This window comes from Calothrix sp. CBUCES-K 9914, assembly GCF_059640475.1.
Map to the genome: position 1 here is coordinate 1 of NZ_JBXXZH010000146.1, position 24,081 is coordinate 24,081.

General features: G+C 37.9%; 18 protein-coding genes and 2 pseudogenes. 5 read left to right on the forward strand and 15 right to left on the reverse strand.

Annotation, left to right across the window (positions count from 1 at the left end; genetic code table 11):
* The coding region (locus tag AC2JBO_RS27425; protein WP_496956796.1) for a hypothetical protein at positions 1-221 on the forward strand (221 nt) is incomplete at its 5' end.
* A gap of 162 nt (positions 222-383) precedes the next feature.
* On the opposite strand, the gene acpS is transcribed toward AC2JBO_RS27425, so the two are convergent.
* From acpS to AC2JBO_RS27475, 10 genes and pseudogenes are all read right to left on the reverse strand, one after another.
* Positions 384-794 carry a holo-ACP synthase gene (gene acpS, locus AC2JBO_RS27430; RefSeq protein ID WP_496956797.1) on the reverse strand — a complete coding sequence of 137 codons (411 nt, stop codon included), beginning with the start codon at positions 792-794 and terminating at the stop codon, positions 384-386.
* Positions 795-823: 29 nt separating this feature from the next.
* Positions 824-2,209, reverse strand: a complete 1,386-nt coding sequence (locus AC2JBO_RS27435) for an anthranilate synthase component I (RefSeq protein WP_496956813.1) — start codon at positions 2,207-2,209, stop codon at positions 824-826.
* Between the two features lie 64 nt (positions 2,210-2,273).
* Positions 2,274-3,323, reverse strand: coding sequence for an iron chelate uptake ABC transporter family permease subunit (locus AC2JBO_RS27440; RefSeq protein ID WP_496956798.1), 1,050 nt, complete (start codon positions 3,321-3,323; stop codon positions 2,274-2,276).
* Between the two features lie 2 nt (positions 3,324-3,325).
* Positions 3,326-4,540: an ABC transporter substrate-binding protein gene (locus AC2JBO_RS27445; protein WP_496956799.1), complete on the reverse strand. Its 1,215-nt coding sequence runs from the start codon at positions 4,538-4,540 to the stop codon at positions 3,326-3,328.
* A 7-nt stretch (positions 4,541-4,547) separates the two neighbouring features.
* A pseudogene (locus AC2JBO_RS27450) lies at positions 4,548-5,212 on the reverse strand ((2Fe-2S) ferredoxin domain-containing protein); the annotation flags it as partial.
* Positions 5,213-5,283: 71 nt separating this feature from the next.
* A complete protein-coding gene (locus AC2JBO_RS27455) occupies positions 5,284-5,766 on the reverse strand; it encodes a hypothetical protein (RefSeq protein WP_496956800.1) in 483 nt (160 codons plus the stop codon).
* Positions 5,767-6,657: 891 nt separating this feature from the next.
* Positions 6,658-7,968, reverse strand: coding sequence for an IS701 family transposase (locus AC2JBO_RS27460; protein WP_496956801.1), 1,311 nt, complete (start codon positions 7,966-7,968; stop codon positions 6,658-6,660).
* A 69-nt stretch (positions 7,969-8,037) separates the two neighbouring features.
* The gene (locus tag AC2JBO_RS27465) at positions 8,038-8,415 is read right to left on the reverse strand and encodes a hypothetical protein (RefSeq protein ID WP_496956802.1); all 378 of its coding nucleotides are present in this window, start codon (positions 8,413-8,415) and stop codon (positions 8,038-8,040) included.
* Between the two features lie 507 nt (positions 8,416-8,922).
* A complete protein-coding gene (locus AC2JBO_RS27470) occupies positions 8,923-14,361 on the reverse strand; it encodes a trifunctional serine/threonine-protein kinase/ATP-binding protein/sensor histidine kinase (protein ID WP_496956803.1) in 5,439 nt (1,812 codons plus the stop codon).
* 153 nt (positions 14,362-14,514) lie between these two features.
* Positions 14,515-14,679, reverse strand: coding sequence for a hypothetical protein (locus tag AC2JBO_RS27475; protein ID WP_496956804.1), 165 nt, complete (start codon positions 14,677-14,679; stop codon positions 14,515-14,517).
* A gap of 156 nt (positions 14,680-14,835) precedes the next feature.
* Here AC2JBO_RS27475 and AC2JBO_RS27480 point away from each other — a divergent pair, with 156 nt between their 5' ends.
* Together AC2JBO_RS27480 and AC2JBO_RS27485 are read left to right on the forward strand one after the other, a co-directional pair.
* Positions 14,836-15,783 carry a DUF1822 family protein gene (locus AC2JBO_RS27480; protein ID WP_496956805.1) on the forward strand — a complete coding sequence of 316 codons (948 nt, stop codon included), beginning with the start codon at positions 14,836-14,838 and terminating at the stop codon, positions 15,781-15,783.
* A gap of 503 nt (positions 15,784-16,286) precedes the next feature.
* The gene (locus tag AC2JBO_RS27485; protein ID WP_496956806.1) at positions 16,287-17,525 is read left to right on the forward strand and encodes a glycosyltransferase family 4 protein; all 1,239 of its coding nucleotides are present in this window, start codon (positions 16,287-16,289) and stop codon (positions 17,523-17,525) included.
* 510 nt (positions 17,526-18,035) lie between these two features.
* On the opposite strand, the gene AC2JBO_RS27490 is transcribed toward AC2JBO_RS27485, so the two are convergent.
* The 4 genes from AC2JBO_RS27490 to AC2JBO_RS27505 all read right to left on the reverse strand — a co-directional run bounded on the left by AC2JBO_RS27490 (position 18,036) and on the right by AC2JBO_RS27505 (position 22,651).
* Positions 18,036-18,380, reverse strand: coding sequence for a type II toxin-antitoxin system PemK/MazF family toxin (locus tag AC2JBO_RS27490; RefSeq protein ID WP_496956807.1), 345 nt, complete (start codon positions 18,378-18,380; stop codon positions 18,036-18,038).
* A complete protein-coding gene (locus AC2JBO_RS27495) occupies positions 18,374-18,616 on the reverse strand; it encodes an AbrB/MazE/SpoVT family DNA-binding domain-containing protein (RefSeq protein ID WP_496956808.1) in 243 nt (80 codons plus the stop codon). The genes AC2JBO_RS27490 and AC2JBO_RS27495 overlap by 7 nt, the downstream gene beginning before the upstream one ends.
* Before the next feature lie 148 nt (positions 18,617-18,764).
* A complete protein-coding gene (locus AC2JBO_RS27500) occupies positions 18,765-18,899 on the reverse strand; it encodes a hypothetical protein (protein WP_496956809.1) in 135 nt (44 codons plus the stop codon).
* Positions 18,900-18,949: 50 nt separating this feature from the next.
* Positions 18,950-22,651 (reverse strand): WD40 repeat domain-containing protein, encoded by a 3,702-nt coding sequence (locus AC2JBO_RS27505; RefSeq protein ID WP_496956810.1) that lies wholly within the window; start codon positions 22,649-22,651, stop codon positions 18,950-18,952.
* 274 nt (positions 22,652-22,925) lie between these two features.
* On the opposite strand from AC2JBO_RS27505, the gene pgr5 reads away from it, so the two are divergent.
* Together pgr5 and AC2JBO_RS27515 are read left to right on the forward strand one after the other, a co-directional pair.
* Positions 22,926-23,123: a cyclic electron transport protein PGR5 gene (gene pgr5, locus AC2JBO_RS27510; protein ID WP_496956811.1), complete on the forward strand. Its 198-nt coding sequence runs from the start codon at positions 22,926-22,928 to the stop codon at positions 23,121-23,123.
* A 192-nt stretch (positions 23,124-23,315) separates the two neighbouring features.
* A complete protein-coding gene (locus tag AC2JBO_RS27515; RefSeq protein ID WP_496956812.1) occupies positions 23,316-23,777 on the forward strand; it encodes an ester cyclase in 462 nt (153 codons plus the stop codon).
* Positions 23,778-23,888: 111 nt separating this feature from the next.
* Here the strand turns inward: AC2JBO_RS27515 and AC2JBO_RS27520 are convergent.
* Positions 23,889-23,987, reverse strand: a pseudogene (locus AC2JBO_RS27520) (protein kinase domain-containing protein); the annotation flags it as partial.
* Between the last annotated feature and the right edge of the window lie 94 nt (positions 23,988-24,081).

Consider the following 24,081-nt stretch of genomic DNA (forward strand, 5'->3'; position numbering starts at 1 on the left):
AAACTTTCACGTCCGGTTCTAAAGGGGAGGAGCGGAGTGTAATAGCTCCCTTCGACCTCACCAAGAGCAACGATGCAAAACACGAGTGTCCAAGTTTTACTGGTGGTTATAAGAAAATTACTGGGGTTGTTTTACTGGGGCTATTATTTATATCCACCAGCAATTATAAGTCGGTGCGTGAAGGCTACAAGTCTTGTTGCTATGTTGAAATTTTTGGGTAGCCTTCACACACCCTACATTTATATTCACCAGCAATTATAAGTCGGTGCGTGAAGGCTACAAGTCTTGTTGCTACGTTGAAATTCTTGGGTAGCCTTCACACACCCTACGTTGAAATTTTTGGGTAGCCTTCACACACCCTACGTTGATATTATTGAGTGGCGTTACGCATCCGACTCTATGGTTTTATTTACAAAAATAGCTGTGGCGATTGCATAATCTTCATCATGGCTTAAACTAAGTTGACAATTTGTATCAATGTTACATTTTGCGACGATGGAAAGGGCGTTATCATGTAGTATGACGAACGGTACACCTGATTTGTGACGGCAAATTTCTATATCTGTATACCCTATCCCTCTCCATCCTGTTCCCAATGCTTTAACTACTGCTTCTTTTGCTGCCCAACGTCCTGCTAGTTTATTTATCGCCATACGAGTCATTTCTCCCTTGACTCCACACGTCTCTTGTTCTAATGGTGTATATACACGCTCTAAAAAACGGGCGCCGAAGCGTGTTACTAATGCTTGAATTCTGGGAATATATACAATATCTGTGCCGACTCGAATAACCATGTGCGATTTTAGATGTTGGATTTTAGATTTTACTTTGTATTTTGGACTTTTTGAAGCGCTGCTAATTGTGCTTCGGCTTTTTGTAAAGATTCATACCATTCTCGTTCTGGGTCACTATCGGCAACTATTCCGGCGCCAACTTGTCCCCATACTGTATTAACGTTTCCATGAGGCGCCATGAGTAAAGTGCGTATTAAAATATTCAAATCTAAGTTACCTCTGAGGTCGAGATAACCACACGAACCATAAAATAAACTGCGACGCACTGGTTCAAGCTCCTCAATTATTGACATGCACCGAATCTTTGGACAGCCTGTTATTGTACCACCCGGAAACATGGCGCCGATTAAATCAATAGCATTTTTTTCAGGCTTTAAAACTCCAACCACATTACTAACTAGGTGCATAACATGACTGTAACGCTCAATAGTCAGAAGTTCATCTACTTTTACACTCCCCCACTCGCAAACCTTCCCCAAGTCATTACGCTCCAAGTCAACAAGCATTATATGTTCCGCCAGTTCTTTAGTATTACTAAGTAACTCCGCAGCTAACAGTTCGTCATGTTCTAGTGTAGAACCACGTCTTCGTGTTCCAGCAATAGGGCGTGTGGAAACATGATGGTTAACATTTGTTACAAGTCTTTCGGGTGAACAGCTAACAACTTCTCCCCAAGGTGTTTTGTAATAACAAGCAAAAGGAGAAGGGTTAATTTTTTGTAATGCTTGATAAACATCCCATCCTTTTGCAGTAGTTTGTGTAGTGAAACGCAGCGATAAATTGGCTTGGAAAATATCTCCTGCTTGAATATACTTCTTTACTTGTTGCACTGCATTTTCATATTCTTCTTGTGAGGACAAAGTGCAAAGTTTAGAAGAAAGCAGGTTTGTTTGTATTTTAGTTTCTTGGTAAAATAATGGTGTTTCTAGTTGGCGAATCATGTTATCTAAATTACTTTGCTTAGTCGCTGCTAACCAAAGAGTTTGAGCAGTATGGTCAAGTACAGCAAAGCTTTCCGGCTCATACCAATACGCAACAGGAAATGGTAGAGAGTCATCTTTATTACGTGGTAACTGCTCAAGTTCCCAAGCTAAATCATAACCTAGCCAACCCAACCAACCCCCAGCAAAAGGAAGTGCAGGAGAAACTCCCTCGACTGAGTGACCTTGTTGTAACAATTCTTGTAGAAACGGTAAAATTTCTCCTAATTTAGGAGTCCACATTCGTAACTTCCCTTCACAAACTCGTGGGGCGCCTGCACAAATAGAGTAACGAGCTTGGATATTATTGTTAGGGTAGGGACTTTCAAGGAGAGTAGCGATTGTTACATCTGTAGACAGATATAAAGTCGCAAAAACATCCGAACCAGTGCGATTATTGAGTGGTTGTGAGTGCCAATACCAAATTTTTTGCATTTTTATCATAACTTTTGCATCTAATATATTATTTGAAATTACCTATACGTTACATATAACGTCTCTACCTCGCATAATATCGCCGTAAAATTACCCAGGAAACAACAGGTGTACCAATTAGTGCAGTGACTGAGTTCAATGGTAACATCGTTTGATTTCCGGGGATAGTACACATTAAGTCTGCAATCAACGCCATAATTGCTCCCATTATAATTACCGCAGGTACTAAAATACGATGGTCACAACTGCTAAACATGCTTCTACATAAATGAGGAACTGCTACACCCAAAAATGCTATCGGACCGCAAAACGCTGTTACGGCGCCTGCTAATATAGAAGCACTTGTAATTATCCAAAATCTGGTTCTTTCTAAATTTAATCCTAGTGTTAAAGCATTCTCTTCACCGACAAGTAACACATTTAAAGGTTTGGATAATACTGCTGCAACTAGTAAACTTAATAGTACTACACTTATTAAAATAGGCATTTGGCGCCATGTGACTCCGGCAAAGCTACCAAAAGTCCATTGTAAATATGCTTGAATTTTTTGACTGTCGCTGAATTGTAATAAAATACTTACTAGTGCGCTTGTGGCATAACCAAATAATAAACCCAAAATTAACAGCGTCATTGTATCTTGAACTCGATGTGATACTATTAAGACTAAGCTTAATACAGCAGCGGCGCCTAAGCTCGATGCAATCACCAAAGTTAAATCACCCAAAATACCCAGAGTTTGAAAAATAGCACCGACTCCAGCTAAATTTGCTGTTAAGACTATCAATGCGACACCCAACGATGCACCCGAACTAATTCCTAATACAAAAGGTCCTGCAAGTGGGTTTCTAAAAATTGTTTGCATTTGTAAACCGCTTACACCTAAAGCGGCGCCTGCTAGTGTTGCTGTTATTGCTTTTGGTAATCTAAATTTTAAAATAATATTAGTCCAGCTTACTTTTTCGGCTTCTCCACCAAATAAAACTCTAACTACTTCATCAATAGGAATTTGCACGGAACCTAATGCAATATCTAAGAAAAAAGCTAGAATTAATACTCCAATTAATAAAGTAAAAATTAAATAGTTATATTTGTTGAAGATTTTAAGTTTATACATAATTAATTAACACGACGGTAAAATACAAGTTTATGTTGTGGTAATACATCTGGATGAAATATTTTAATCAAATCTGATAACACCACGTCAGGGTTGCTAATTCCTCCTTCCCAATAGTCGTTACCACCATTTTCATTTACACGTAAGTTATTATTATATAGATTTCCATTTTTTACAGCTTTAAAATCACCATACCGATTATCTTCTGCTAATATGTCTTTTTTCTCCTTCCACTTCTGGCTAAAATTCAGCCAGTAATCAGCATCCGAAGCACGTTCAATAATTGCTTCAAAAGATAAAGGTAAACTACCTGTAGATTTATCGTTGCTCCAAAGATAATTGGCGCCTGCATCTTCTAAGTAATTAGCTGTATAACTTTTACCACCTGGCATATACCAAGTACCTTTAAAGTTAAATCCTAAAAATACACTTGGACGTGTTGTTACCGCTTTGGCTTTAGTTGCCACTTCTTCATATTTTCTTGCAACCTCCGCAAATATTTGCTCTGCTTTCTTCTCTTGATTAAAAAATAAAGCAGTAAATTTTAACCATTCGCTTCTACCTAAAGGTGAGTCTTCCATATACTCGGCATTAATTGCGACCTTCAAACCAGCTTCTAATAATTTTGGATAGCTATCATTATTACCATCCCCAGTTCCATATGTTGTAATTAACTCTGGGTTGAGTTCTAAGATTTTTTCAATATTAATACTGGCATCACTTCCAACGTTGGCAATTTTACCTGTTTTAATTTTTTCTGCTACTACTAATGTGTTGACTGTTTTGGTGTAGCTCACTGCCAGTAGTTTATCGACTACTCCTAGTTTGGCTAAATGTGGAAGATGGGTAGTAGAGAGGGAAATTACAGAATTGACTGGGACAGTAATTACTTGAGAGTCTTGAATATTTGACGGCGCCGGAGTACCGCATTGAACTAAAATATATTTAAATCCTGTTTTCGCACCTTTCCAAGGATTGTTGATTGTGATAACTTTATAGTTATTATGATATTCAACGCTAAAACCTTTCGCGCGGGTAATAGTAATTTTATTAGAAAAGTAATCGCGGTTTGCATCATAGTTTTGAACGCAAGCCGCATTAGTAGAATTTAGCTGATGATTAATTCTCGGATTTTGACAGGCTATGATTAATCCAGAGATAATCAGTATATTTATAATAAAAATAATTAATTTTGATGAACGGCGCCGTGTAGACATTTTGAATTTATACCGGAGGGTAGATGTGTTCTGTGACTTTGTTGCCTATAATTAGATATTCATTAACTATTTGTTCAGCAACTTCTGGTTTAACTCGCGTATACCAAGTTTTATCGTCAGAGTAAAAGACCACGGGGCCTAATTTACAAACTTGTAAACAACCTGTTGTGCGTACTTCTATATCTAACTGCGCTTTTTCGACAGCGTTTGAAAGTGCGTCAAAAGTCGGTTGCCATTTCTGTGAAAGACAACAACGTCCAGATGTACACACCGCAATGTAAGCACATTTAAAGGGATTTTTTGTAAAAGCAACTTGTTTTGTTCCTAATACATAAGTTTCCCTAAGTTCATTGTACAGCTCCAACTTAGCAAAGTTAGCTTTTCCATCGGGCAATAAATTTTCATCTTCTATATATGGGTTTATAGAAATATAGTCATTATTTTTTCACCTGCACCATTCCAAAACTGAATACCCCAACAGCGGGGTTCTCCCTCTGGGTTGGTACGTCGATATAATGCTCCTTGACTAATTAATCTTTGTTTCCTCAATTCAGGTGGTGTTTCTGAGTCTGGCCCACCCACAGTTTCTTCAATACACAAGTGAAAATGCCAATCTTGGGCAATTACTGTTAAATATCCATCGTAAAGAACGCATTTAGAAGGCGCCTCATAGACTAATTTTAATCAAATTACGGTTCCTGTGACAGCTATGGAAACAAAACAATACTATTGAAAAGTCTGTATTACGCTTTAGGGCAGAAGTCAGGACAATTAAATGCTTCTGTAGTTAAAGTAATAGTTGGGTGTACCGCACACTGAATATAGCAATTTTCATGAAAGTATTGACATTTTTTACAAGGAACTTGCTCGAATAAGCTTTTACTTATTGGTTTATCTTGATTTTGATATCGTTCAAACTTAGACAGAATAGCAACAACACATATCAATATCAATATAAAGCTAATTGTAGCAAACATGAATGTAAAAATTTTTGTTTTATCCTGCTCTTTTGTTGCTATATGTGATTGATTTGATTGAGTAGCTAAAAATTTGCTATCAACAAATTTAGCATGTTGATATTGTACATTATCTCTTGCTTTTTCTGCATCAGTTGTTTGTACATTATTCATCTTGCCTTCTATACTATACCCAAAAGTACTTGCAGATGTGGCAAGTACTAAACTAACTACGCATGTACTCAAAAAACTAAAAACTTTTAGTTTCATAGCTGTTATTTGTTCAAGTTTTAATGGCGCCAACTAGCTTTGAGTTTTAAACAGCTAATATATATAACTTGTCGTATAAACTCTTGTAAAATTGTTAGCCAACTAAACTTACATTATATAAAAAGAGTGTAAAGCTAGCAAGTAAGTTTTTATAGTTTATAAAACGTCTAAATTTAGTTTGTACGCGGTTAAAACTAAAAAACAGGTATAAAGTTATAATTCTTGTATAAACATTTATACTGAATATATATACCGTTTATTAGCAAATTATCAGCTTGTTTGACAGATAATGAAATAACTAGATTTAAACGTAGTTATAGAAATGATCTGAAAAATCGTTTAACAATATCTAAACAAAAATAAACAAAACCTAAACAAAAATAAACGCTGTCAATCGATGTTGAACAATTTGTCTATTATAATAGTAAAAAAGTAATAAAAGGGGTGACTTGATTTAAAGTCACCCGAAATCAATTTTTGCGAAAGGAAAATTTACATTATTACTACCATAACATTATGACTACTATAAAAGCATTTTTCAAGCTTTCCTTGACATTACACCGTGGGTTTTACTCCAGAAAATTACAAACCCGGTGATAAATAATGCTACTGGAATAAAACCTAAAATAAGATATATAAACCGCATCGGTGCGTGACGCTACCAGTAACTGCGCTTCGTTTCAAAATGTTAATAGCGTCACGCACCCTACGTTTTTATGTGCCAATTACTTCCGTCTTATTTGTTTATGCAGCAGTAAGGTTGTAATTCAGAGAGTTCCAAAACTTGATTATCTCTCTTCCTACTGTTTCTGGGTAAAAGTGATGGAAGAAATGACCTCCTTGAGGACACTGCCATAAGCGAAATTGTGTCTTTAACCCTCTTTTGTCACTTTAGGCAGAGGAAAAGTATAAATAAGGGATATTGAGGTTTTGAAAGATTGAACGAGTTAAATTATTTACAAGCATTTGAAGTTTAAAAAAGCCCTCGGATAACTTAGGAACATTAAAAACTTGTAGCCAAGGTTTAATTAAGTTGAATAGTACAAATGGTTGGAGTATTAAACGGAGGTTGTTAAGAATGTTATTCCAACCATTCCCTTTATCCCACCAAGGATGCGATGAGAAGTTAGATTCAGATTGTGGCGCCAATTTCAACAGTTGCTCAGAATGGAGACTAACCATTAAATAAGCGCTAAAAACAATTTCCCACCACCTCTCTATTTGTGGATAACTAGTTAGACGAAAATCTGCCCATCCTAGTTCGTTTTTACTTTGCTTTAAACCATATTCTACCCAAGTTCTCAAACCATAAAAATTACCGACTTCTCTGGGTGTAATGTTCGGAAATTTACTCATCACGTACCAAGTTGTATTTTTTGGAAGTTCCTCTTTATCAGTTGTGATTTGCCAATATTTGATTTCCGGATTATCACCACAAATAATCTCTCTTATATATCTGTCCTCAGAACTCAAATCTGAGAAAACGCGCTTGAATCTGTGCCACTCTGAATATTTGAATTTTGAGTCTGTAACTCCCCATGCTTTGTGGTTTGAGCGAATTGCAACAATAAAATTTAGATTGAAGTCATCTAGTATTTTAATAAAATTCTGACTGCTCTCTCCATACAAACTATCTGCTAGGACAAGATTAAATTTAAATCCCATCGCGCGCAATTTTTTTATCATTTTTGCTGCGATTTCAGGTTTAGTTAGGTATTTATCTCCGCTCAACAGTCTTTCTCTCGGTTTATAAACTTCAAATAAGAGAGGAAACGTCATTCCAGATAAGACAGCATATGCCGTAACTGCAACAATGCCATTATCCGTTTTACCTAAATTTCCAATATATTGTCGTTTGACGTAATCCGTTGTATCTCCTTTTTTCTTATCCCCTGTTTCATCAATAATAAGTATTATTGGGCGCCCTTGAAGTATATATAATATTAATTCTAATCTTTGTCTCCTTAATTTTTCTACATTCCAAGGTGATTCTGTTAAAAAATGATGTAGTGGTTGATGGTTCTCTAGCCCTACAACCTTTGCTATTGACGGTAAAGTTTTACGTTTTATGTCAGATACCATACCCATGTGCAGGTACTTAAAAGCCTCAAAGCTTCTAACTTCTGGGAATATGTTTTGATAAATTTGACAGTATTCGTCTATAAATTTGACTGTCGATACTGGTTGGCGAGGCTCTACCATAGGACTGGCAATGCTTTTAAAGTGTGTCACTGATTATACTACCACGAGAGTGACAAAAGAGGGTTAAGCTTATCGTAAACTGCTGACGAGTGATACACCAATAGAAGTAGCCATCTCTTTATATACTGAGCCGATACTTTGGCTAGTACTGCATACAACTTCGGTCATCATTTTAACCAAAGTTGAAAATAGCAATTCTCTTGTGTAACCAGTTTGAGCAGTTCGATTGAATAAATCATCAAGTTCGTTGTCCACCAACACGACTTCCATCATCGCTCGAATGATTACCGTGATAGGACTTTTTTCTACAAAACGTTCAAAGATTGGTGAAAGCCACATAATCTGGGTTGGTAGCAAATTTACTACAACTAAATAATAATTACTCTCAATAATCATAATCAAAAATGGCGCCCTTTTTTCAGCATCACTTACCGATTCGACACCCAAAATCACTATAAAGATGGCTAAAAAGTCATCTTTTTTGGGGTTCTTATTAGTAACTATGGTGTTTGTAAAAATGAATTTTTATACATATTTCTTGTAAAGTCTTATTGTTACAGTCTTTCAGCCGTTATTTACATAACCTTGACTGGGCTGGTCAGTGACATTCCACTATAGAGACGAATAGTACAAACTTTGCGAACTGTAGGGTGGAGGCTTTGCGGAACCCTACAGTTAGATTAAGTTTTGCGCGCTTAAGTAAGTGACATTCCACTGTAGAGACCGTATTAATTACGCAAAATAGGTCTTCAATCTGAAGTCGGCGCCTACCAACAATAGGGTATTCTTAGTGGCATTCGGTGATGTCACTGACTTAAGCATTTTGAGGCGCCAACGCGCTGAAGGGTAGGGTGCATGAAAGCTATTACTATCAAGCAATAAGCACGCCAAATACAGTGCTTTCACGCACCATTAATTCGTTAAGTAAGCAACATTCGTCTCTACAGTGTATTATTAAGAATCATAAGCAGGAATTTCAATAATAAACTCTGTTCCTTCTCCGACAACGGAAATACAATGTAATTTACCTCGATGCTTTTCTTCAACGATTTGACGAGCAATAGTTAATCCTAATCCTGTTCCTGTTCCAACTGCTTTAGTTGTAAATAAATGGTCAAATATTTTTTGTTTGACTTCTTCGCTCATACCAACCCCATTATCTTTGATACTAATACTGATTTGCTTTGTATCAGAGTTAAATTGAGTCGTAATAGTAATACGGTTAGGGTTTGCTTGAATATCCGCAAAGCTACGTCCAGTATTAAATTCTTCTAAAGCATCAATGGCATTAGCAAGTAAATTCATAAATACCTGATTTAATTGACCAGGAAAACATGTCACTTGCGGTAAATTACCGTAATTACTAATTACTTCAATTGCTGGGCGATTTTCATTCGCTTTGAGACGGTGTTTGAGAATCAAAATGGTGCTGTTAATTCCATCGTGTAGGTTACAGGCAAAGGGATAGTCGCTATCAGCGCGCGAGAAGGTGCGTAAGCTAGTGCTAATAGCTTTGATGCGGTCAACACCTAGTTTCATTGAGTCAATAAGTTTGGGTAAATCTTGCCGCAGGTATCCTAAATCAATGGTTTCGATTTCATCCTCGATATCCTGTCCAGGGTTAGGAAACTTCTCTTGATACAAATCTAACAATCCAAATAAATCTTGGGTGTAGTCTAGCGCAGGTTGAATATTACCTGCCAGATAACCTACGGGATTATTGATTTCGTGTGCAACTCCTGCTACCAAGTTACCTAGAGCAGACATTTTTTCACTTTGCACGATTTGCAATTGTGCTTGCTGTAAGTCTTTTAGTGCTTGCTCTAGCTTTTGAGATTTTTCTTGCTCTTGAGCATATAAACGAGCATTATCTAGAGAAATCGCAGCTTGGGCACAAAGTAAATTCAAAAGTTCTACGCGCTCGACTGTAAAGGCGCCTTTTACTAAACGGTTTTCCAGATATAAGATAGCAACTAATTTGCCCTGGTGAACGATGGGGGTGCAAAGGATGCTATTGGGGCGTTTTTCCAACACGTAAGGGTCAACTGCAAAATCGGAGTCTGCTGTTGCATTAGCTATTACTACTGGTTGTTTACTATGTCTGACACGACGAATTAGAGCGATTGGTACATCAAAACTTTCAGCTAAGGGGGTTGATTTTACTCGTGTGGGTTGTTCCAGTACAGCAATCGCTTCTACCCATAACTCATTTCGTGGCATTACCAAGGCGCCTTTGTCGGCTCCAGCATTTTCCATGACAATTTGTAATAGCGCTGCTAGCAATTTTTCTAGTTCAATTTCGCTAGAGAGAGTCTGGGAAGCTTTGAGAACAGTAGCTAAATCTAACGTCCTAGAGATGCTGCTGGAAGTTTTATCGGTGGTGGCTGCTGCTGATATTGTAGGATAGGTTGTAGCTTTGACGGTATTTGCTGTTGTGATTTGCCTAAGTTGTAGGATAGGAGCAAGTAAGCTAGGATACAGGTTTTCTAATTGTTGCACTTTGGCTTTGGCGCCCCAGCGTGCGTAGCAGTAGTAAGCTTCTTGCATATAGCCTGCGGCAACTTTTTCTTTACCCCAGTTGAGGTAAAATTTGGCGGCTAGTTCCTCAGCAAGAGCTTGTTCATTCACATAGCCATTTTCTTTAGCTCCTAGTATGGCACAATCGTAGTGGTTGATTGCGTTAGCCCAGTTGTCTAAAACTCGATATTTTTCCGCCTCTACTAAATGCCATTTGTGCAGGTGATTCATAGGTGCATAATATGCCCATTGCTCCATCTGCGTTTGATTTGTGGTTATTCGTTGAAGCAGTGACGCGCGTTCTTCTAAAGGCGTTTGAGAATAAGCCATCAGTTGAACCAGCGAATCATAGAAATAAAAAAGAGGTGTGCATAAGCAGGAAGCAGCAGCAGAAGAATACTTTGCTGCTTGTTGGTCATTAGCAATTGCCTCCTCTACCTCACCAAACAGATAAGACAATATTAGCTTGTTGAGGTATATGAAAAGCAAACCTAATTGATCATTTACTGCATGATATATCGGCAGCGTTTTTGCTTCACTGAATCCTTCTCCTTCTAATTCACTCCAAGCAACATTATTTTCTAATAGATTCAACATAGCTTGTTGGAAAATGCCGGTATAGCTAAAAGCCGCTTCCTGCTTGATGTGGGCAATAGCGTGAGCATAAGTTTTGGTTTGTTGCTGCAAATTACTCAGTTCGTATCCGACAAAGTAGCTGTAGCAGCAGTAATTAACAACACTCCAAGCTGCAAACTCTAAATCGCCGCTCTCTAAACACATGTGATAGCTTTCAAGTAGTGGCTTAATTGTTTCTTTAACATGAATTTGCCAATGTCGAATAAAGAATTGTGCGCTACAAACCGCACGAGGATAATATTCTTGACAATCAAACTTGGATGACATCTGTAAAGCAAGTTCTCCAAATTCATAAGCATCAGGAATATTGCCACCAATACAAAGAACACTACCAAAGTAGGAGTAAACAAACGCTGCGGCAGATGCGTTTCCTTCTTGAATAAACAAATTAATGCTTTTACATAATAGAATCGGTAAAAGCATCGGTTTGGCAATGTAAGCAGGTGACAACACTTTAGCTAGTAAACGGCTTATAGCTATACTTGAAGGTGATGTCATTTCTGCTAAATTAATCAGTGAAGCAATCGACTCACCAACATTTGCCATTGTTTCAGCTATATGAAATTGAATATCTTCGGGTGTTGGGAATTCCGGAAACTCTAAACCTAATTTCTCCAACACAATTAGCGCTGTTTTCAATGCTTCTGCTGGCTGCTGTTGAATAATGTAACCGGAAACTTTTGTTTCGTACACTTTAAGAGTATCTAGCAGTATTTTGGCATTGTTAATCACACCTGAGATGTGCTGTTCCATAATGTGAAAGTTACCCATAAGAAGAGCAACTTCAGCCGCTTCTGTTGTAATATCTAAGGTAAAGGCATAATGTTTTTGCCAGCAGTTATCACCTAATAAATCTAAACAAACTTGTAAATAGGTAGCTGCTGCTTCATATGCCGTAGCACTTTTAGCTTTCTGTGCAGCACGAAAGTTTAACTGTGCTAATTCCTCCTGGTCAGCAGTTGACGACAGCAATTTGGCGCCAATATTAAGTTGATTGACAATTTCAAAAATTTCATCTTGTTCAGATTTGGAGGTATTGCGTAGTAAAAGTTGCCCAATTTGTAGATGAGTGATTTGCTTGTGTGACTCTGGAATTAGAGAATACGCTGCTTGCTGGATACGGTCGTGCAAGAAGCGATAAGTTGGCGTTACTTCCGCTTGCGTTATTGACAACTCGCACGAAGATTGATAGTTAGATTGATAAAACCTATAAACTTCGTTTGTTGGTAAAATAAAGCTTTCCTGCAAAGCTTTCCACAAATCAGCAGCAGTTTCTGCTTCCGTTTGTTGCAATACAATTGCTAATGTCTGTAAATTAAATTGGGCGCCAATGCAGGCTGCTAGCTTTAACTTTTCTTGCGTTTGCTGTGGCAGTTTTTGCAACTGGGTTGCCATAAACTTCACAACATCATCGGTTAGCGCTAGTCTGCGTATTTGGGCAATATCGCACTGCCACCCTCCAACTCCGCTCTCTCCTTTCTCTAGAGAGGTAAGACGGTTAAACACAATCAAACCATCTTGATACAGTGCTTTCAGAAACTGTGTAGTAAAGAAGGGATTACCCTTAGTTTTTTGCACTACTAACTCAGTTAGTGGTTCAGCAACCGAATTAGAACAATTAAGTGTATCGGCAACCAACTGATTTGTATCTTCTAAACTCAACGGTTGCAGCGTAATTGTCCCTACTATTGCCCCAGCTTTGTTAATTTCATCAATTGTCAACATCAACGGATGAGTTGCTGACACTTCGTTATCACGGTAGGCGCCTAAAATTAGCAAATTTTCTGCATCATTAAGTAACAGTTGCAGTAACTTCAGCGACGCAACATCTGCCCACTGTAAATCATCGAGAAAAATTACTAATGGATGCGCTGGTGTGGTAAAAATATTAATCAACTTCTGGAACAAAAGATTAAAGCGGTTCTGTGCTGCCGTTCCTGATAGTTCTATTACGGGAGGTTGAGACCCAATAATATATTCGAGTTCTGGAATTACGTCGATGAGAAGCTGACCGTTTTCCCCAACAACTTCTAAAATATCTGTTTTCCAACGGGTGAACTCGGCACCACTTTCACTCAGCAATTGCACCATTAAATCGCGAAATGCTCGCAAAACAGCAGATAGGGGAATATTGCGTTGAAACTGGTCATACTTACCCTTGATAAAGTAGCCACGCTGCCGCACAATAGGCTTATGAACTTCGTTAATTACTGCTGTTTTGCCAATGCCAGAAAATCCAGCTACCAACATCAATTCGGTATTCCCTTCTGCAACGCGGTCAAATGCTGAGAGCAAAGTTTGTACTTCTTGTTCGCGACCGTAAAGCTTTTCGGGAATGACAAAACTATCAGAAACATCTAGCTGTGCAATTGCAAAATCTGATATTTTTCCTGTTTGTTTTAATTGACATAAGCAATTTTCTAAATCCGACTTTAATCCTAATGCACTTTGATATCTATCCTCGGCATTTTTTGCCATTAATTTATCGATTATTTTCGATACAACTAAGGGTATTTCCGAATTAATTTCGCTTACACTAATTGGGTTTTTAGCAAGATGACAATGCACTAACTCCATTGCATCATCAACTTCAAATGGTAATTTTCCTGTTAATAGTTCATAAAAAGTTATACCTAACGCATAAAAATCAGCCCGATAATCAATACCCCGGTTCATCCTTCCCGTTTGTTCTGGTGAAAGGTAAGCTAATGTACCTTCTAATATATTAGGATTCTGTTTTTCTTGGGTTTCTCTGGGTAATAAAGAGGCAATACTAAAGTCAATTAACTTAACCTGCTTTGTTTCTGGGTGTATTAAAATATTTGCAGGTTTTATATCTTTATGAATAATTCGGTTACGATAAAGTCCATCTAAAATATCCGTTAACTGTAGCGCGATAGTTAGAAACTCATGTAGAGGTAGCGTTACATGAGTCTTTTCTACATTCGTTAACCATTCCCGTAGAGATATACCACCAAAATCTTCCATTACCAACGCATAGGCATTTTGATAAGTTTCTAAGCACAAAGGACGAACAATAAGCGGTATTTCTAGATTTTTGGTAATTGAGTACTGGTTGCGGAACTGCAACAACTCCATAAAATTTGGGTAAGGATTTTTAAGAAGCTTGATCACAACAGGTTTATTGTCTACTTCCCGTTGTCCTCGATAAACTACAGTTTTAGAACCATCATAAAGTTGTTCTGTCAGCCGATACCCAGAAATGTTATGAGTTAGCATAGGTAAATATATGAAATATCCTTATAAAGATTAAACTTATCTTTCCCTGCTATAGGCGCCTGCTAACATCAGATTTCGGCTTCAATGATAAGAATACCTTATATAAACACTGCAACTAGCTTACCATTATGTTGTAGAAGGCGCCTATTTAATCTATGGCTTTGCTAATTTTTGTGAAAAACTTACATACTCGGAACTACTCAATCCTTGTTGTAGCACAGCTAAAACCTTTGCCATATCACCTGCAAGCAATGCTTTAACATCCAACCATAAACCTGGATAAACCTGACTTTCGCTTTTATTTTTAATTTTGGACAAGAATACCGTTCTGAAGGTAATAATAGCTGTAAGATAAGCCCAGCAAGGTTTTTAAGCTTATTTTTCCCTAAATTAGCACGCTAAGTACGCAAGAGCCGAATATCTTTATCTTTAACTAAATCTTGGACTATAACATCACCAGAGGACTAACAAATTATGAATAATATCACAGACATTTTAACATTTACAAGGCCTATATCTCCGGATGCTAGGCGCCGTGCCGAGCAGCTATGTAAACAACAAGCTACACCTGAAAAAGGCGAACGAGTCCGTCTTAATATCTTATCTGTATCTTTTGTTAATTCATACTTACAATACATGGGGTTTGAGACTGACTTAGAGAACAGCGACAGTTGGAACCCAGTGCAGCAGACACTTATGGATGTCGCTGATTTGTCGTTAAAGAATTTAGGCGCCTTAGAGTGTCGTCCAATTTTAGAAGGAGAAAAGTTTGTTTATATACCAGAAGAAGTACAGTCAGACCGAATTGGCTATGTAGTTGTACAGATTATTAAATCATATCGAGAGGCAAAGCTGCTAGGATTTGTTAAGGAAGTGACAAGCGATTTACTGCCAATTAGTCAACTGCAATCTTTAGAAGATTTTCTAGAATATTTAGATGTAGAGACGCGATATATTGCGTCTCTACACACCCAAAATCACACGTTAATTAAATTAAAACAATGGTTCGATAATATTGTTGAGGCAGGTTGGCAAGAAGTTGAAACTGTTTTAAGTACTCAAGCTAATTTACCAGCTTGGAGCTTGAGAAGTAATAATAATACTTTTGTTAGTAGGGGTAAGCTAATTGATTTTGGAACTTTGACCGAGCAAGGAGTCGTTTTAGTTGTTACACTTCCAGAAGATAACGAAGAGGAAATGGATATTATTGTAGAAATACATCCTCAAAGCGGACAAGATTATTTGCCGCCAAATCTCCAGTTAATGATATTAGACTTTGAGGGATTATCTGTTATGGAAGCCCAAACCAGAAGCAGCAATAAGAATATTCAATTAGAATTTAGTGGGGCAGCTGGAGAACGCTTTAGCATTAAAGTTGCTTTAGGGGATATCAGTGTTGTAGAAGATTTTATTATCTGTTAACAACAATAGGGGGGTGCTGCAAGTGAGGAAATTAGTTGTTCTAAAGCTAGATGGCGATTTGGAACTCGGAGTGCGGATGACGTTGGAGATTGGGGAAGAGGGCAAACGTCCCAGTACAGAAATTACTGGCAACTTACCTCCTAACCTAGATATGCTAACAGCAATTGAACAGTGGCGAGCACCCATTGGGGGCAATAAGCCGACACAGAACACTGAGATACTCCGATTCAGACACCTTAATACTGAAGCTATATCTTTATTAAATGAATTATGTTTTCATTTTAAAAATATTTTCTGTTCAAAACACAAGGGGCTTTTGTCTTTCAAATAAAAGTACTGAGGCTATATCTATGTACTTTGTGCTTTTCCATACCACCAACGCCTAAAAAGCTAGACTCCCAATTCACTTTTTTATTATAAATTTTTGTAAATAGTTGTATAAATTCTTAGCTTTTAATTATGATAAGTGGACAGGTATTTCAAGGATCAATTCTTGTTATCATATGTCAAAAAAGCTACGAATTCTATACGCACTGGGTCCAGAAAATGTTATAGATTCATACAAATCTTGGCGAAAAGGTGAAGATTCTTTGTCCCAAGTATCGATGACTTACTCTAGTCAATTTTACGAAGTCTGTAAAAGCTTGGATGCAAAAGGCTACGTTATCGCAGAATCTTTTGCGGCTGAAATTATTAAAGACGAGAACTTTATTGTTGAACGTCGTCCAGTTTTCCTTGCGAATGCGTCTGGTGTCTTTTATCACCTACGTCAACTGTTACGCGGATTGCAGTTATTAACTCTAGCAATTCGCTTTCGTGCAAATGTTGCGTTTTTAGCTAGCGGTACAACATATTGGTTTGTGTTATTACTGTTTGATTGGATTGGAATCAAAGTCATTCCGTGTCTTCACTGTACTTTGTGGCGTAAGTATCGAGAACAAACTTCCGGTGAAAGAATTGTTATGAAGTTAAGTCGCAGCTTATTCCAATCATCGTGTCATAGCATACATGTAGTCTCACGTGATATTGCTGAACAAGTTGCAAAATTGACAGAATACCGAAATCAATCTATTTATGAATTCAACCCAACGTATCAACGCGGTTACTTTGACAATATTGCACCTCCGCCCGAACGAAGTTTTCAAGTCACCACCGAAGAAAAGGAATGCTCTAAAGAATTATTACCTTTCCGGGTTTTGTTTGTTGGTCGTATTGAGTTCGATAAAGGTGTCTTTGACTTGCTAGAAGTTGCTAGAAAAATATCAAAACAGGGAATAAAAGACATTATTTTTGATATTTGCGGTTCAGGTACAGCATTAGATTCTCTACGTCAGAGTGTAATGCAAGACTCCTTAGATAGATTTTTTATCTTTCATGGGTATTGTAATAAACAACAAATGCAAGAAATTTTTGGGAAAACCCACATTCTGATAGTACCGACCCGTAGCGATTTTATCGAGGGTTTCAATCGTGCCGTTGCCGAAAGCATTTTGTCTGGTCGTCCGGTAGTGACTTCTGCTGTTTGCCCAGCCTTGTCCTACGTGCGTTCTGCTGCAATAGAAGTTCCACCCGATAATCCAGAGGCATACGCACAGGCAATATTGGAACTGTATAGCAATTCCAATACCTATGAAAAAAAGCGCCTTGCTTGTTTGAAACTTCAGCAGCAGTTTTATGATGTTAATCGAAGTTGGGGTGCTGCCCTCAAATCAAGTCTTTTATCAATTCAGCAAGAATCATGATTAGTGTAATTGATTACATCATCATTCTTTTTTTACTCTTTGTCTCTCTGTCAGGTTTTAGAAAATTTACATGATGCAGAAACTTTAATCGAGAATTAATCTTAAAGCGCGCGTAGAAACTTTAGGGTACACCGCATTCAACTTTTTTTGGCAGGAACTATCTGCTCTCTTGCAGGTGTATGTAAGGCACTACTTCCACTAGATCAACGCTCTTGCTGCTGATTTAATGCACGGCAATCAGTTATTTGATGCCAGGAATTACGGGGCGTAGCGGTGGGCGCCTCAACTGTGAGAACTACATCGCCATTGGCACTTTTCACCCAACCAGTAGCTTCTACAATCGGGGCTGTTGAGATTTAGTAGAATTTGTGGAAACTGCTGGAGTAGAGCGTTTATTAACTTCCCACCTCTACCCGATGCTGTTGTACCTACGAGTTTTCCGATGCTGTCCAGCTTGAAAAGTCAATCGGCGCGCTCGTCTAATGCCTTAAGACAATTCAGTTTAATGTATCAGGTTAGAAGCGGCTCTAACCTCGCTATAACTTCATCAATCAATTCAGAAGGGGCTGTTTCAACAAAAACCGCTTTTCTAGCACTACAGTCAACTGCTCTAAGTTGATCTACTAATACGACACCATAAGTCTGCATTTGGGCTGGCAATTCGACTTCAAACGGCCATCCCTTCTTGCGGCTAGTAATGGGACAAACCATGATAATCTTAGAAATTTGGTTATAAGCTAATGGCGAAATTATAATGGCGGGGCGATAGCCTGCCTGCTCACTACCAGTGCGGGGATTGAGTTCCAATTGGATAATGTCACCACGTTCGGGAACGCGCCCATCGATCTTTACCAATTTTCTTTTCCCGCAGGCTCTCCCCAGTCTATCTCATCATGCTGCATGTCTGGGGTGACATTTTGAAGCAATTCATCAAGGTTATATTTGGGTCTTGCCGGAGATAAAATAATCTTATTTTCCTCGGTTGAAATGGCTACCAAGTCTCCTTGTTTTAATCCTATCTGCTGAATAATACTTTGCGGAAGCCTGATTCCAAGAGAGTTGCCCCACAAGCTGACTTTTTGGGTAATCATGTTTGAGAACTATGATAGGCATGTTTACACACTGAGTATACCATAGTTTTAGTAACGTACCATTACTGAGTATTTAATACATTAGTAAGATACCTAGATTTTATTCAAAAATCAAATAGTAGTCCTATATATAATTAAACAGTATTATCTATAAAGTTTTACGCTCTAAAGGCATACCAGCAATTTTTAGAGCCGCGCGTTGCCAAATTGTAGTCGAAGAAGCAAACTGTTCAGTTTCATAAAATTTTCTTCCTTGTTTTACTAAGTTTTCGGCATCTGGCAAGCTTTGAAGGGTGGATTTTTCTAACCCTCTCTGTGGTTAAAAAAAATACATTACTGCACAGGCGAGACGCCTATGCTACAAGGCTCGTTTTCAACTGCCCCAAGAGCAAATAACGTCTGTTTTTGTGCTTCTGTTAAAACTGCGGCGCCATAAATATTCATTCCTTCGTAAAGTCGTTCTGCTTTTAAAGTTTGAATACGTCCAAATGTTTCCACGTTCCAAACTTGAATAGCAGCATTTGTATCTCCACTGATTAACGTCCGACCGTCCGGACTAAAAGCTAGAGACATAACCCAGGTATTTGCTGCAACTTCTAATATTTTCAGACAGCAACCTGTTGTTACATCCCAAAATTTAATGGCGCCATCACTACTACAACTAGCAAGGGTTTTACCATCTGGGCTAAAGACAGTTGCCCATATCCAATCTTGATGTGCTGAGAGTATATGTATACATTCACCTGTGCGCGCGCTCCACAGTCTAATTGTGTGGTCGGAACTACACCCAGTGGCAATAGTAGCACCATCTGGACTAAAGCTAACTCGCCAAATCCAGTAAAGGTGTCCTTTTAAAGTTAAACAACACTGCTTAGTTTCTAAATCCCAAATTCTAACGGTATCATCAAAGCTACCTGCTGCTAAAGTTCTCCCATCAGGGCTAAAAGTTACAGACATGGCAATGTGTTCTGGAAATGTGTGCAGAAGTTGACCTGTTGCAATATCCCAAAGTTTAACAGTACGGTCGTAGCTGCTACTCGCTATAACTAGACCATTTGGACTAACGGCAACTCCTGTCACCATACCAGAGTGTCCCCGCAATATTTTAATACAATTACCCGTCTGTACATCCCACAATCTAATAGTTTGGTCGGCGCCACCACTAACTAAGCTACAACCATCTGGACTAAATGCTACTGAAAAAATAAAATCTGTGTGTCCAATTAAATTGCGGTGCCCTCCATTCAAATGCCAAAGTCTAACGATACAATCTTCGTTGCCACTAGCAATTATTGTGCCACTTGGATGAAAAGCAATGGCGCCAACCCAGTTAATTCTGGCTTTGAAACTTCTTACACATTCTCCATTTAAGATACTCCATAACTTTACTGAGAAGTCATCACCACCACTAGCTAGCAAAGTTCCTTGAGAATTAACAGCGATAGTATTAATCGAATTTGTATGTCCATACAAAGTTTTAATACATTCAAAGCTAGTAATATCCCAGAGACGAATTGTGCGGTCGATGCTCGAACTTGCGAGGGTACTTCCATCACCAACAAATATTGCTCTTAATACTCCATTGGTATGTCCTTGCAAAACTCCAACACAAGTACCTTGGTTTATATCCCAAAGTCTAATAGTCGAGTCTAAACTGCTACTAGCAAGTAACCCGCGCGCGCTAAATGCCACCCACATAACCCAGTCGCTATGTCCTTGCAAAGTTTTTATACAATTACCTGTCTTCAGTTCCCATAAGGTAATATCATTACTTTTACCGCAAGTGGCAATTATGGAACCATCTGGACTTAGGGCTGCAAAAGTTATTGATACTGGATTTTCCTGATTTTCGCGGTATATTTTTATCGTGCATTGCCCGGTGTTAATATCCCAGACTCTGACAGAATTATCTGTACTACTACTAATTAATGTTTTGCCATCATCGCTAAATACAATTGAAAAAACTCCACTTTTATATCCTTCCAAAGTTTTTATTATTTTTAAATCACCTGTAGTTATATCCCACAGCTTAATTACTTTATCATCGGCGCCAGTAGCTAGTATTTTACCATCTGGACTAAAGTTAATACACCATATTGGAGCAAAATGCCCTTGAAATTTAATTAGATGTTGACCGCTAGTACTATCCCACAGTGAAATAGAACCTTCAGTATGACCTGTTACCAAAATTTTATCATCTGGACTAAACACTGCTGACATTGCTGTCGAAAAAGTTTTGGCAAATACCGATTTGGATAAGTCGGCACCAGTAAAATTAACTTGTTTTAAAGCTGTATCTTGTAAATATGCTTGCCAAATAGTTAGATAAGAAAAATCATAACCTGTCAAATCTACTTGTAAGTGATTCAACAAGTTAATAATATTCCCAATTGCATAACCAGGTTCAGACGAGGTAGGTATACTGATATTTGGCGTTGATTCGCAAGATATTTGTGAACCGACCCTTACTAGTTGAGTTACTATTGATTCTGTTGTTCGTAGTTTTAATAGTAATTGCTCAATTACAGGTTGAAGAATAAATTTTGTTTGAGCAATACGAATATAATCTTTTGCCGTGGCTTTAATTATAGCATGGGTGTTAAGGAGTGATGAGTGCTGAGTGCTGAGTGCTGAGTGTAGAGACGCGATTAATCGCGTCTCTACGAGTTCCAAAGATATTTGTTCTATCAGTTGTTCTGTTACATATTCCATTACTACAGGTTGAAGAGTGAATTGTAATGAGGTATGGGGAAGTGTTGTTTTTTCTATTAAATTTCTTCTAGTTAAAAATTCTAAAGCTTCTAAAAGCTTCATTGATGATACAGGTAGTACTAAATCCGCGCGCAATTCTGCTAAGGTTACTGGTTCTCTGTTAATACATATCCAGTACATCAAGTCTTTTTCGAGAACAGAAAGACGGTGAAATTGCTGTGACAATAAGTCGTAAATAGAACCAAATACTTTTGTCCCTTGGGCAAGAAATTCTTTTATATCACCGTTAAATAGTTCTTGAATACTCGTTGCAATAATTTTTAAGGCTAAAGGATTACCTGCATAATGTTGTATCAAGTCTTGCCATTCGGCATCTGAACCATAAAAAACACTTTTGCTTCTTACTAATTCAAGGGCTGCATTCTCTTGTAAACCACTTAATTGTAATGTTTTAACTGGTAGAGCATCACCTTCAAGGGTCGCAACTTCCTGTGGCTTTTCCCGACTTGTTAACACAACACAACTATTATGGCTCGTTTCTCCTACTAGCTTGAAAAATTCTCCATAATTCTCATAAGATACTTGATAATGACCCGAACGGGCGCCGGAAGCTAAAATTGATTCTACATTATCCAAAATCACCAAGCAGCGATGCTCACGCAAATGTGCCATTACTTGTGTTAAACGTTCGTTAATATTCTCTGATAAATTAACGGGTTTAGAGTTGGCAAAAAATTGAAGTAGACTGGCAAGCAAATCTCCTAAACTAGGACTATTGCGAAGACTACGCCAAATTACAAACTCAAATTTCTCTTGGATATGCTGCCCTAACTTTATAGATAGAGAAGTTTTACCAATTCCTCCCATTCCCAGCAGCAAAATCAAACGATTATCATTACAAATCCAATCTTCTAAAAGTGCAAGCTCCTGCGCGCGTCCAAAAAAAATCGTAACGTCTACCGCTTCACCCCAATCTGTGAGAGGGTGAGAGGGTGAGAGGGTGAGGGTGTGAACTTTTACACTCCCACTCTCCCACACTTCCACATTTCCACTCTCGCCCTTTACAAAGTCATTTTTCGTTAAATTTAGCCCAAAAGCTCTAAAGAAATATTCTAAGGTTTGCTTATCTACTCCTTCTTCCCTTGCCATCACTTTAGAAACAGTAAAAGGAGCAAGTTGAGTCCGCGCGCTTAGTTCTTCGAGAGTTAACCTGGCGCCATAATTTTCTAAAATTTCAGCCTGATGTTTAGCCTCAGTCAGTTTTTTCCATCCCTGGAGGCTAAGAATTACACCACGTCTGCGTCTTTGCTTGGAGACTTCCATAGGGTAAGAAGAACCAATGCTTTACAGAAATTAATTTTACTGGTTTTAAGCTAAGTTAAGGAATTCCTTTATATTTTATACAACTTAACTAACATAGGTGCTTGACAATCTTCTCCAAAAGGGATTGAATACTGGCTCTCAAAAAAATCTGTTACAAAACTTAACTTAGCGTTTAAAACCTTTGTGTTTACTGGTACAAACCAATGCAACTAGCGACACTGATATTACAACCAACTAGAAAACTTACAACTTGAAAAAAGGAGTACAAAAGAATATGTTTGCACCAGTGATAATTTTAACACGTAAATACTCCGGTAATGTTAAGTTTAATAAGCTACGTGGCAGATTAATTGCACAACATGCTCAAGTTATTAATAGTTTTTGCGGCTATTTTAAAATTGACCGTGCAACCCGTCAATATCTTATTCGTTTAGCGCGCGATAACGGTAAACGGCTAAGATTGCTTGTTTAGACAAATGAAATTTAAAGTAATAAAAATTACTTACTTGCTAAATTTATACTGATAAATTGGTTATCATGATACATTATAATTTAAGTTAGTACCAAAAGCGCCTTTATTTTTGCTAGCATCCGAAAATGCTTGATTATATATTGTAGTTAGTAACTTGGATTTTTTCCAAAAAATTAGTAATTGAGACTATATATGACAGATAAAACTATTAATTCCACTGAAAATCCCCAAGTAGCGGTGTCTTCCATTGAAGACAACAAAGTGATTGCTCGACGCTGGCTTGAATTGGTAAGCGAGCATAAAATTGAAGAAATTTGCGAAATGACTGCTCCGACTTGGAGAATGCACGGAGGACCACCAAAGCTTTCTTCTGGGGCGGAAGGAATTCGTGAACTATTTCAAACATTTGGGTCTATCGAACAAAAATGGACGATTGAAGATATAATTGCTGAAGGTGACAAAGTTGTAGTGCGAGCGACTAATACTTGTGTTCAGGAAAGTTTCCTTGGAATACCTGCTTTTGGTAGGCAGCAAACCTTTAGTGCTATGTTCATTTTTTGGATTGTTGGTGGGAAGGTAATGGAAATCTGGCGAAACGCTGATGACCTTGGTCGGGTTCTTCAGCTTGGAGCAAAGATTGTGCCAGTTGCGTAAGTCCTGCTTATTATTAATTTTTACTACAGTTATTTTCTTTAATCACTTTGAATGTATTGGTTTTGTTTAGCACCAGAAATTGCAAGTTCGTACATTTCCATTGCTTCATGAGTCAATTAATTTAACTTGTTTGGTTTCGGGATTAATTAAAATATTGCTGGGTTTAATATCTTTGTGAATAATCCGCTCGCGATATAGTATGTCTAATACCGATTTAATATGAAGCTGCAAATAACTAAATCCCCCAACCCCCCGCGTGGAAGGCAGGGCTGATTCATTCTAAAAAGAATAATCCACTATTACC